The organism is Candidatus Schekmanbacteria bacterium RIFCSPLOWO2_02_FULL_38_14 (assembly GCA_001790855.1).
In the GTDB taxonomy this organism is placed as follows: Bacteria; Schekmanbacteria; GWA2-38-11; order GWA2-38-11; family GWA2-38-11; genus 2-02-FULL-38-14-A.
In genome coordinates this window covers 25,081-37,320 of the sequence record MGDH01000025.1, presented here as the reverse complement: position 1 = coordinate 37,320, position 12,240 = coordinate 25,081, and the positions used below count along the sequence as shown (strand labels likewise).

Below are 12,240 nucleotides of genomic sequence, written 5' to 3'. Positions count from 1 at the left end.
AGATGAAAAAAGATAACCGTTGTACTATCTCAATAATTTGGTAACTTTTGGAAGCTTATAAAAAGGCGTTTCACATTTTTTCTGCAGAATAGTTTCAATCAAAAAATTTCTCGAAGCTTTGCCTGCCATAGTAGGCAGGCGGAAGCAGGAATCCAGCCCTTCGACCTTTCGACTGGCTCAAGACTCAGGATGCGGGGTTAGAAAACCCCGCCTATCGACCTGTCTGCCGACAGGCAGGTAGGCGGGACATTCTTGTCCCGCTCTAATCTGTTTTCACACAAAACCATGGATTTTCCCGTATCAAGTATTGTTAAAGAAATATTAAAATTGATGATTTTTTTCTTGCAAAATTATTTCCAATAATCTAAGAGTGCGCCATCATGGGAATAGAAAGTAAAATTCCGGGGCAGTGGCTGACAACGAAACTCGACCTGCTTGTCAATTGGGCGAGAAAGAGTTCTTTATGGCCTTTTCCGTTTGCGACAGCATGCTGTGGAATTGAATTCATGGCTGTTGTTTCCTCTCATTACGACCTTGCCCGTTTTGGCGCTGAGGTTGTGAGATTTTCTCCAAGACAGGCAGATGTTTTAATAGTTGCCGGAACAATTAATGATAAAATAGCACCGGTCCTTAAGAAAATCTATGACCAGATGCCAGAGCCTAAATGGGTAATTGCCATGGGTGCATGCGCTACTTCAGGGGGTTTTTACAGGTCTTATCATGTTGTTCAGGGTATAGATGAGATAATTCCTGTAGATATATATGTTGCCGGATGCCCTCCTACACCTGAAAATCTGATTCACGGCATAATGATGCTTCAGAAAAAGATTGAGAAGGAATCTGTGAAAGATGTTAGATGATAAGATTACAGTAAGGATTTTAAAGGAAAATAATCCTGATTCAATAATAAAAGTTGATGACTATTTAGGTAACCTGTCAGTAACAGTAAAAAAAGGTTCTCTTATTCCTGTTTGTCAGACCCTCAGAGACAACAGCGAACTTGCCTATAATCTCCTTCTTGATGTCTGCGGTGTTGATTATTTAGGAAAAAGGGAAAAACGTTTTGAGGTTGTCTATCATTTATATTCAATTGATAAAAAACAGAGGGTAAGGCTCAAGGTTCCCCTTAGTGAAAAGGAGGCTGAGGTAGAGACAGTCAGCCGTCTGTGGAATAGCGCAAACTGGTTTGAAAGGGAAACCTATGAGATGTTTGGAATAAGGTTTAAAGGTCATCCTAATCTGACAAGGCTTTTAACACATGACCAGTTTCAGGGTTATCCGTTGAGAAAAGACTACGACCCTGCAAAAAGGCACAAGTGTACTGGTGTCAGGGAGTATCTTAGAGAAGAATTCAGGGAATTGAGCAAAGAGAGAACTGTTCTCAACATTGGTCCCTCCCATCCAACAATGCACGGAGTTTTAAGGCTACAGGTTCTTCTTGAGGGGGAGACAATTGTAGATGCAGAGGCAGAGATAGGATACCTTCACAGATGTTTTGAGAAGATGTGCGAGACCCATACCTATACAGGTGTTATTCCCTATACTGACCGTCTCAATTACTGCTCGTCTTTTTTAAACAATGTTGGATATGTAATGGCTGTTGAAAGATTCATGGGGATAGAAGTGCCAAAAAGGGCTCAGTACATAAGGGTAATTTTAAGTGAGTTTTCAAGGATAATTGACCACATGGTTTGCATTGGCGCAAACCTTGTTGATATCGGAGCACTTACAAATTTCTGGTATTTATTCAGACCAAGAGAAGAGGTTTACAGCCTGATAGAATCCTGCTGCGGCTCAAGGCTTACCACAAATTATACAAGAATCGGAGGGCTTTCAAATGATGTTCCTTCTGATTTCAGGGAGAGGGTTGAAAAACTTCTCAATGAACTGCCAAGGTTTATAGATGATGTTGACAGGCTCAACACAAAGAATCCAATATTCCAGAACAGGACAAGGGGTATTGGAGCAATATCAAGAGGGGATGCAATCTCCTGGGGTTTTACAGGACCGTGCCTGCGTGCAGCAGGGGTTCCCTATGATGTGCGTAAAGCCTATCCCTATTATGATTATGACAAGTTTGAATTTGATATCCCGACAGGGGCAAATGGAGATACTTTTGACAGGTATATGGTGAGGATGGAGGAAATGCGCCAGAGCTTGAGGATAATAAGACAGGCTATTGATAATCTTCCTGAAGGCTCTGTTCAGAGTGATGATAAGAGGGTTTCACTTCCAGCAAAAGAGCAGGTTTATACAAACATTGAAGCCCTGATGAACCATTTCAAGCTGGTAATGGAGGGAATCCTTCCTCAGGAAGGAGAAATATATTCCTATACAGAGGCTGCCAATGGCGAGCTTGGATATTATATAGTAAGCGATGGGAGTAAAAACCCTTACAGATTAAAGCTCAGGCCTCCCTGTTTTCCTCTTTACCAGGCTTTTCCTCATATGCTCAAGGGAGGAATGGTTTCAGATGCAATAGCAATCCTCGGGAGCTTGAATATAATTGCAGGAGAACTGGAAAGGTAAAATAATGGAAAAGATACTTTTAAAAAACACAGAAGTTCCTGAACAGTACCAACTTGAGACATACATGAAGAGTGGCGGATACCAGGCTATTCATAAGGCATTTAAGATGTCTCCGCTTGAACTTGTTGAGGAGGTTAAGAAATCAGGGCTTCGCGGAAGGGGGGGCGCAGGGTTCCCGACAGGGCTCAAATGGAGTTTCCTGCCAAAGGATACAAAAAGCCCAATCTATCTTGTCTGCAATGCTGATGAGGGTGAGCCGGGAACATTTAAAGACAGATATCTTATGGAGAAAGACCCTCATCTTTTTATTGAAGGGATAATAATCTCCAGTTTCGCAATCAAGGCTAAACAGGCTTTCATATATATCAGAGGTGAATTTGTTTTAAGCACAACAAGGCTTGAAAAGGCTATAGAAGAGGCTATAAAGGCTGGCTACCTTGGCAAAAATATTCTTGGAAGCGGTTATGACCTTGAGATTACAGTACACAGAGGAGCAGGCGCTTATGTCTGCGGAGAAGAAACATCTCTTCTTGAATCACTTGAAGGGAAAAGGGGTTATCCAAGACTGAAGCCCCCCTTTCCTGCGCTGGTTGGAGCATTTCAGTCGCCCACAATAATCAACAATGTTGAAACGATTTCAGCAGTTCCATGGATAGTTCTCAATGGTGGTGAGGCTTATGCAAAGATTGGCACTGAGAAGAGCAAGGGAACAAAGCTTTTCAGCATAAGCGGAAAGGTGAACAGACCCGGTGTTTACGAGGTTGACCTTGGTTTCCCGCTGGAAAAATTTATAGATGAATATGCAGGAGGGATTAAGGAAGGAAGAAAATTAAAAGCAGTAATACCCGGAGGTTCTTCGACTCCTGTTTTAAAAGCTTCTGATATTGAAGGATTGAATCTTGATTATGAGGCTGTTGCAAAGGCAGGGTCAATGCTGGGTTCAGGCGCTATAATTGTTTTTGACGAGACAGACTGCATGGTAAAAAGCATTTCTGTTCTTGCAGATTTTTATGCCCATGAGTCCTGCGGACAGTGCAGTCCCTGCAGGGAAGGTACTGCATGGATGGCAAGGATAATACATAGGATTCTTGATGGGAAAGGGAAAAAATCTGATGTGGATATGCTTCTTGATATCTGTGACAATATTATGGGCAAGACAGTCTGTCCTCTTGGTGATGCTGCCGCAATGCCTGTTGAAAGTTTTGTAAAAAGATTCAGGAATGAGTTTGAATACCATATAAGAGAGAAAAGGTGTAATTTAAGCTAATGGCAAATGTCAAAGCCCAAAGGTCAAATGAAATCCAAAACTCAAATCACTAAAACTTTTGGTATTTAGATTTTGACATTCATTTGACATTTGGAATTTGGATTTTTGTAAAGATTATAACTATGCCAAAACTAACAATAGACGGAAGAGAGATAGAAGTAGAGCAGGGGACAAGTATTCTTCAGGTTGCTGAGAGGCTGGGAATATTTATTCCTCATTTCTGTTACCATAAGGATTTAAGCTGGGCTGGAAACTGCAGGATGTGTCAGGTAGAGGTTGAGAAGGCTCCAAAGCTTGTAATCTCCTGTGCGACCGTTGCTGCTGAAGGGATGGTAGTCCACACAAAGAGTGAAAAGGTGAAGAAGGCTATCAGGGGTGTTATGGAGTTTCTTCTTCTTAACCATCCGATTGACTGCCCTATATGCGACCAGGCAGGTGAATGTTTCCTTCAGGATTATTACATGAGCTTTGCGCTCCACGACAGCAGGATTGAAATAAATGACAAGCTAAAAAAAAGAAAGAAGATTGACCTTGGCAATAATATTGTTCTTGATACAGAGAGATGTGTTCTTTGTTCAAGGTGCATCCGTTTTTGCGAGGAGGTAACCGGGACAAGGGAACTGCAGTTTGTAAAAAGAGGAAGCAAAACAGAAATTACCACTTTTTTTGACAAACCTATAGATAATCCATATTCAGGAAATCTTTTTGAAATATGCCCTGTTGGTGCTCTAACAAGCAGGAATTTCAGGTTCAAATGCAGGGTATGGTTTTTAAAAAAGATAGAATCGGTCTGTCCTGTATGCAGTACAGGCTGCAATATTTTTATATGCAGTACTAACAAGAGTATGGGTTCCTATCCTGCAGGAGGAGTTGATGACCAGATTGTTCACAGGTTTTTATCGCGCTACAATCCTTCAGTAAACAGAAGCTGGCTATGCGATGAAGGGAGATTTTCATATAAATCCATAAATGCCTCTAACAGGTTGGGGAATGCCTTGAGGAAGGCAGGGGATGATTTGCAAACACTTGAATATGGCGAATCACTCACGATGCTCCACGGGAATCTGAAGAGCATCAAAGAGAAATATGGTCCTGAAAGCATAGTTGCTGTTGCCTCTCCGCAGAGGACAAATGAAGACATATTCTTATTCAGAAAGTATTTCAAGGAAGTGATAAAGACCCCAAACATTCTGCTTGGCGAGACATCTGGCAGGGAAAGCGCTTTACAGATGGAGGATAGTCTTTTAAGGAGAAAAGACAAGAATCCAAATACAAGGGGTGCAATCGAAATCGGGGTCCGGGAGATTGCAGATTCAGAAAAGTTGCTGGATATTATAAATCAGGGGAAAATAAAAGCCCTGTATCTTATGAATTCAGGAATAATAGCAGGAAGGAACGGGAATGAAAGAATAAAGGAGGCTTTGAAAAAAGTTGAGTTTGCAGTAACCCATGCAACCCACATGGAAGAGGGATTGAAATATTTTAACCTCATCCTTCCGGTATCAACATTTGCCGAGAGGGAAGGGACATTTACAAATTATTCAGGAACAGTTCAGAAGCTCAACAAAGCCTTAAACCCTTCCGCTGATTCAAAAGGTGACTGGGAGATAATAGCAGAGCTTATGAAAAGAATGGATTATCCTTTAAAAACTTTAAAATCAGAGGATGTTTTTTGTATGTTATCAGAGGAAGTTTTTTCGTTTAAAGGCATGACTTACGGCAACATAGGTGATTCAGGGATGGTATTAAAAAGTCAGGAGTTTTAAGGATAGAATTTTATGGAAAAAAGAATTTCAGAAGAAAAAGCCCATGTGACAGCAATTCTTAAAGGGTTGATTCTGACCATCACATCGCTTCTCAGAAATATTTTTCTCGGTGATAAACCGACCATTCAGTATCCTGAAGAAAAAAGACAATATTCAGAACGCCTCAGGGGTGTGCATATATTAAACAAAAGGGAGGATGGAAGTCCAAAATGTGTTGCCTGTTATATGTGCGCCACTGTTTGTCCTGCAGAGTGTATTACTATTGAGGCAGGTGAGTCTTCTGACAAGTCAATTGAGAAATACCCTGTAAGGTTTGAAATCGATATGCTCAGATGTGTGTTTTGCGGGTTGTGTGTTGATGCCTGCCCTGAAGAGGCAATAATAATGAGCAAGGAATATGAATGTTCATTCTATTCAATATCTGATTCAGTTTATAAAAAAGAATTTTTGATGAACCGTCCCTCTCTTGAGAAAGGAGAGCTTGGCTACCGTCCAGAAATTAACCCAAACCTCAGGGGAAAGGGTGGGAAATTCCTGCCCTTTTCATTTTTCTCTAAAAATAAAAGTTAAATAAGAAACAGAGGACAGACTCCAGGATTGCCTGCCTGTCCGGTAGGCAGGCTTCAGTCGCTTTGCTCCCCGCAATGACATCACGATACAGCTTCTTTCTGCTGTCCTATTATGCATAAGAGGATTAGTAATTGAAAAATTCATCTCTCAAAGACCTTATAATTAAAAAAATAGAGACAGAGGGAGCCATTACATTTGCTGACTTTATGGAGATGGCTCTCTATTATCCCGAACTTGGATACTACACGAAAAAAAGAGAACCTGCCGCAATACCTGATTATTACACAAGCTGTGAGCTTCACCCGGTTTTCGGGCAGGCGATGGCGAACCAGATTAGCAGGACTGCTGATTTTATTAAAAACAGAAAATTTACAGTTTTAGAAATAGGCTCTGGGAAAGGCATACTTGCGAAGGATATATTGAAGCATTTAAAAATGGAGAATGAAGATTTATACAGCAGACTTGAATTTATTGTGATTGAGAGAAATGAAAGGTTGCTTATTGATGTTGGGAATGCTTTGGCTGAGCATGGCGAAAAGGTTATGCTTGCTTCAGGTTTAAAGAAGCTTGAGGGTAATGGGATTGAAGGGTGCGTAATTTCAAATGAACTGATTGACAGCTTTCCTGTCCACAGGATAAGAAAAGAAAAAGGAGAATTGAAGGAAATATATGTTTCATGAGACGGAACTAAATTTATAGAGGGGTCCGGAGAAATCTCAAAAGAGGAGATTAAAGAATATATCAAACGCTACGGGATAGAGCTCAGGGAAGGTTGTCAGGCAGAAATTAATTTAAAGATATCTGACTGGTTAAAGGAAGTTTCAAATATTCTAAAAAGAGGATTTCTTATAACCATTGACTATGGAGATTTAGCTGATAAACTCTACTCAGGGATTTTTCCTGACGGGACACTGCGCTGTTACAGGAAGCATAAGGTTGACAACAATCCCTATGAGGATATTGGTATGAAGGACATAACTTCGCATGTGAATTTTTCTGATCTTGATTATCATGGTTCCATCAACGGATTTCGGCCTGCAGATTTTATTACACAGAGGGATTTTCTCCTAAGAGGCGGGATTCTTGATTACGTTTCAAAGTTTGCAGTGGGGAAAGAGGCTTTTACTGCCGGATATTTTTCTGAGCTTGAAGCAATCAAGAATTTGCTTTTACCAGACGGGATGGGTGAGATATTTAAGGTTTTAATCCAGCACAAAGGAGTAATTGTTTCTAAAAAGGTTTTGGGATTGAAATAAGATTGAAATTAGAAAAGAGTTCAAAGATATTCTTTGAACTTATCCAACATAACAAAATTTGCCAGTTGTCATAAATTTCGGCACTCATTTGCAACCCATTTGTTAGAAGATGGTTACGATATCAGAACTGTCCAGGGGCTTCTTGGGCACAGTGATGTAAAGACAACGATGTTATACACCCACGTGTTGAACCGAGGGGGTAAAGGTGTCATTAGTCCAGTTGATAGGTTCTGAACGATTTGTACCAGTAAGTCTGTTTCGTAAAAATAGGCTTAGATTGCAGAAATTGCAGTGTTTGTAAAAATATTTAGGCAGTCTAATATATGTTTGGCGCATTAACCTATTGGGAAATCAAATGAATGCATTGACTAGAAAACATTGGCCACTGTTTAGCATCATGGGTGTGTACTGGGTAACGGTGATAGTGCTGGTAATCCTTTCAACCAATTTGAATGAAGGTCACCTGATTTACCCTCTTGATGATACATATATCCATATGTCTATAGCAAAGAACGTCGTCCTTCACCATGTTTTTGGGGTGACAAGATATGAGTTTACATCTTCTACTTCATCACCACTTTGGACGTTCCTACTTGCCATCACATATCTGGCGTTTGGAGTAAACGAGAGATCGCCACTAATCCTTAACTTGTTATTCGGTACACTTGCAATTCTAATAATGTAGTTGCTAGTGGTGTTACCGTTTCGCTGTATGCTGTTGATCCGTCAGTAAGCGATGAGTTGATACAAAACCTTAGGCAATTCGCAATAGAATTGCCTGTAGATGTCAAGCAGTATGGGAAGTATACGGAAAAATGACATTAGTGGCGCGCCTAACATCGTGTTGCAGTTGACGTTGCTGCGCTGCACAACGCGGCTGAACACGAACGTTAGTCCTATTCTGAAAACTTAAAAAAACTGCCACTCTTTTTTTAAAGTATCAACATAGTTATCCACTGAAATGCCTTGCTTCTATAAAAAAGGTTAAGATTTTTTTCATTGCTTCTTGGACTAAGCTCAGCTATTTAATTTTTTAAATCTTTAGGAAGGAATTAAATTGTTCAATTTCCACAAAGAGCCGTGGCATACACCCCGGGGCGCCTTAATAAGAGAAGTGGTTTTCGGGGATGCCTGGATTTTAATAGAGTTTTAAGTTTTTATCAAACTTTAACAGGATAGAGTTTGGATATGAAGCTCACCATCTTTTTCTATAGCCTGCTTGCAGGGATTGGCGGGATAATTGGAATGTCCATTCTCATAATCAGCGAGAAATGGGCAAGAAAGAATTCAATCAAACTAATCTCTCTGTCAGTAGGCATTTTCCTTGGCTTGATTTTCCTGCATTTTCTTCCGGAGGCAATTGCTCTGAATCATAATGCCCTGTGGTTTACGCTAGGAGGATTTTTGCTTTTTTATCTCCTTGAGTCAGTTATGCTGGTCCATTCACATACTGATGAGGAGGAAACAGGGAAGAGACACCATAGCTTCGGCACTTTGGCTGTTATTGGCCTTTCTCTCCATTCAGCCTTTGACGGGCTTTCAATCGGAGTTGGTTTTGAAGTGAGCGATGGATTGGGTTATCTTGCTACTTTTGGTGTTCTTGCCCATAAAATACCTGACGGGATTGCAATTGCAAGCATTCTTTTCTTTGCAAAGGAGCTTAGAAAAACAGTGATTAACTATAGCATTCTTATCTCTTTAATAACACCCATTGCAACATTGTTTACGATTCTTTGGGTAAAGAACGTATCCATTGAAACTGTTGGAGCGCTTCTGGCATTTTCATCAGGATTTTTTACCTACATTGCAGCTTCAGACCTCATCCCTCAGACTCACAGGGAAAGAAGTTTTCAGAATTTTTTATATATTATCATAGGAATTGGTATTATGTTTTTAGCAAAGGGGTTGTTTGACGGAAAGATTATCCAAAAATTTCTTGGTTAAGGAGTTTGGCAGACTATGAAACGCAGCAGTCGGATTATAAACAAAAATGATACCGCTCTTGTTATTGTAGATGTACAGGAGAAGTTTTATCCGTATGTGGAAAATAAGGATGAGATTAAAAATAAAATTATTAAACTCTTAAAGACAGCAAAACTATTCTCTATCCCTGTGGTTATAACAGAACATTATCCTAAAGGGCTCGGGAAAACTATAGATGAGATTGCAAATGTTATTAAGGAAATCCCAATAATTGAAAAGGTAACATTCAGTTGCTGCGGTTCAGGTGATTTTGGATTTTCCATGAAATCAATAGGGAAAAAAGAGATAATTGTCTGCGGTATTGAAACTCATATATGTGTAGCCCAAACAGTTTTTGATTTGCTTGAGAACGGGTTCAAGATTTTTGTGATGGCAGATGGTGTAAGCTCAAGAAACAGTGTTGACCACGATATCGCAATAGAAAGAATGAAAACAGAAGGCGCTGTTATATCCACAACTGAAGCAATAATGTATGAGTTGATGGAAAATGCAGGCACTCCATTATTTAAAAAATTCCTAAAGTTAGTAAAGGATTAAGTTGAGGGAAGAAGCTCAAATGTCAAAGCTCAAAGTTCAAATGAAATTCAAAACCCAAATGCCTGAAACCTTTGATATTTGGATTTTGACATTCAATTGACATTTGGATTTTGTCATTTGAACTTGTAACTTATCTGTCTGTGACAACCTATACCAGCTTCGACTCTCTTCCTTCCCAGTATTGCTCTCTCAAAGCGCGTTTCAGGATCTTTCCGGTTGAAGTCCTTGGTAGCGCAGCAACAAAGTCCACAGAAGTCGGCTTTTTATATGAGGCAAGATTCTGTTTGCAGAACTCGATTATTTCTTCATGGGTTGCTGTCTTGCCTTCTTTTAAAACAATAACAGCTTTTACGGTTTCACCCCATTTATCATCAGGGATTCCTATGACACAGGCATCAAGAATTGACGGATGGGTATAGAGGACCTCCTCAATTTCTCTTGGATAGACATTTTTGCCTCCGCTTATAATCATATCCTTTTGTCTGTCAGTGATATATATGTTTCCTTCATCATCAACCCTTGCAAGGTCTCCTGTGTGAAACCATCCGCCTCGAAAGGATTCCTTTGTTGTATCAGGGTCTTTCCAGTAACCCTTCATCACAGTGTTTCCCCTTAGAACGATTTCACCTACATCATCGCTTCCGGGTTTGACATCATTCATGTTTTCATCAACCACTCTTGCGCTTGACCCTGTCATTGCCTTTCCGATTGATGCGAGTCTTCTCTGCTGTTTTTCATCTCCGTCAACATGGACTTCTTCAGGCTGGAGAACTGTTATGGTAGCGCATACCTCAGTCAACCCATAGATAGACTGAAATACATTACCAAAAATTTTGGCAGCCTTTCTCCATAATTGCACCGGAAGAGGAGAACCAGCAAAAGGTATTACTTTAAGACTTGAATAGTCATATTTGCCGGCATCAGGGTGATTGGATATCAGGTTAATCATTGTTGGGACAAGAAGGGTATAATTAACTTTTTCACTTTGAATGGTTTTAAGCAACAGCTCAGGATCAAAATTTATAAAGATATGTGTGCATCCCCTTATCAGAGCCGGAATGGCAGAGCCTCCCCAGCCTCCTATGAAGTAAAGCGGAAGGGCTGTGAGGGCAACATAATCCGGCTGAAGCCTGAACTCCCATCCTGCGCACAGGGCTTCTGCGATATTATTTGCGTGGGTGAGCATTGCGCCTTTTGATTGTCCTGTTGTTCCGCTTGTGTACGGAAGAAGAAATATATCATCCGGGCTTACCGGAACTTCAGGGTCTTTTGAGGAATTTGATTTTACCATCTCCTCATGGTCAAGGAAAAATCCGTGCTTCTCTCCTATGCCTATTATGTGCTCAACTTCCTTTAATTCAAAGCGTATGTCATTTATCAAAGTCGCCTTGCTGGCATCTACAAAGAGCGTTTTGATTTTTGCATTATTTATGATATAGGCAAGTTCTCTTCCAACAAAAGCCATGTTAAGAGGTACAAGACGAAGTCCTGCTTTTGCAACTCCAAAAGCAGTTTCAAGCCATTGAGAACAGTTAGGGGCTAAAAGACCAACACCTTCCTGCTTTTTCATTCCAAGTTTCAGCAATGCATTTGCGAGACTATTTGTCCTTCTGTCTGTCTCGCTCCAGGTAAATTTCTTTCCGCCTGATATGATACCGGTTTTATTTGGGTAATTTCTCGCGTTGTTTCTTACAATGTCTCCTACTACCATTTCTTCTCCTAAAAAAATTAAATTTTAATTTCCTTCATGTATTTTGCTATGATTTACTACTCTCATTGACCCGAGAATATCCTCGGACAGGCGGGACGCCTGATTATTTTCATTCCTCTTTGTGAGCCTTTGGCTCATGATGATTCCAGCCACTATTTCTGTGAGGGTAAACTCCAGATGGAATCTATTTTTCTATAGAAAGGTCTTCTTAATCATATTAGATATTTTTTGTAAAGGGGATATTTAGAGTAATTTAAAATAGTTTGACTTGAACTCTGTTTTAATATAATTAATTCCCTGAAAAAACTTTATGCCGGAGTGGTGAAATTGGTAGACGCACGGGACTCAAAATCCCGCGGGGCTTAGCTCCATGGGGGTTCGATTCCCCCCTCCGGCAATTAAGAATAGAAATAGAGCGAGGAATGTAATGATAATCTTTTCTGCTGCGTTATTGTTTTGACGAATTCTGTTATAAAACAAACAAATCTTTATCCCTTTTATTTAAACTATCTGAAAGAATTATAATAAGTATTTGAAATATTGGATTGTTATTTTTTTTATTTAAAAACCTTTTATTATGGCATGACAATTGCTTAAAATATTAGGCGAAAGAATAATATA

At 40.0% G+C, this 12,240-nt stretch carries 11 protein-coding genes and 1 tRNA gene; 11 read left to right on the top strand and 1 reads right to left on the bottom strand.

Going from position 1 to position 12,240, the window contains the following annotated elements:
* The first annotated feature begins 380 nt into the window (after positions 1-380).
* The 10 genes from A3H37_06940 to A3H37_06895 all read left to right on the top strand — a co-directional run bounded on the left by A3H37_06940 (position 381) and on the right by A3H37_06895 (position 9,908).
* A complete protein-coding gene (locus A3H37_06940; GenBank protein OGL49406.1) occupies positions 381-860 on the top strand; it encodes an NADH dehydrogenase in 480 nt (159 codons plus the stop codon).
* Positions 850-2,529 carry an NADH dehydrogenase (quinone) subunit D gene (locus A3H37_06935; protein OGL49405.1) on the top strand — a complete coding sequence of 560 codons (1,680 nt, stop codon included), beginning with the start codon at positions 850-852 and terminating at the stop codon, positions 2,527-2,529. The genes A3H37_06940 and A3H37_06935 overlap by 11 nt, the downstream gene beginning before the upstream one ends.
* A gap of 1 nt (position 2,530) precedes the next feature.
* Complete coding sequence (locus tag A3H37_06930; GenBank protein ID OGL49428.1) at positions 2,531-3,796, top strand: NADH oxidoreductase (quinone) subunit F; 1,266 nt, start codon at positions 2,531-2,533, stop codon at positions 3,794-3,796.
* A gap of 122 nt (positions 3,797-3,918) precedes the next feature.
* Positions 3,919-5,562 (top strand): hypothetical protein, encoded by a 1,644-nt coding sequence (locus A3H37_06925; GenBank protein ID OGL49404.1) that lies wholly within the window; start codon positions 3,919-3,921, stop codon positions 5,560-5,562.
* Between the two features lie 12 nt (positions 5,563-5,574).
* Positions 5,575-6,132, top strand: coding sequence for a hypothetical protein (locus A3H37_06920; protein OGL49403.1), 558 nt, complete (start codon positions 5,575-5,577; stop codon positions 6,130-6,132).
* Between the two features lie 131 nt (positions 6,133-6,263).
* Entirely contained in the window at positions 6,264-6,812 is a 549-nt protein-coding gene (locus A3H37_06915) for a hypothetical protein (protein ID OGL49402.1), read from the top strand.
* A gap of 285 nt (positions 6,813-7,097) precedes the next feature.
* Positions 7,098-7,388, top strand: coding sequence for a hypothetical protein (locus A3H37_06910; GenBank protein ID OGL49401.1), 291 nt, complete (start codon positions 7,098-7,100; stop codon positions 7,386-7,388).
* A gap of 355 nt (positions 7,389-7,743) precedes the next feature.
* Positions 7,744-8,073, top strand: a complete 330-nt coding sequence (locus A3H37_06905; protein OGL49400.1) for a hypothetical protein — start codon at positions 7,744-7,746, stop codon at positions 8,071-8,073.
* Positions 8,074-8,570: 497 nt separating this feature from the next.
* Entirely contained in the window at positions 8,571-9,332 is a 762-nt protein-coding gene (locus tag A3H37_06900) for a hypothetical protein (GenBank protein ID OGL49399.1), read from the top strand.
* A gap of 15 nt (positions 9,333-9,347) precedes the next feature.
* Entirely contained in the window at positions 9,348-9,908 is a 561-nt protein-coding gene (locus tag A3H37_06895) for a hypothetical protein (GenBank protein ID OGL49398.1), read from the top strand.
* Between the two features lie 148 nt (positions 9,909-10,056).
* Here the strand turns inward: A3H37_06895 and A3H37_06890 are convergent, their stop codons facing one another.
* On the bottom strand, positions 10,057-11,619 hold the full coding sequence (locus tag A3H37_06890; protein OGL49397.1) for a hypothetical protein: 1,563 nt from the start codon (positions 11,617-11,619) through the stop codon (positions 10,057-10,059).
* A gap of 312 nt (positions 11,620-11,931) precedes the next feature.
* Between A3H37_06890 and A3H37_06885 the strand changes: the two genes are divergently transcribed.
* Positions 11,932-12,016: transfer RNA gene (locus A3H37_06885), tRNA-Leu, on the top strand.
* Positions 12,017-12,240: the final 224 nt, after the last annotated feature.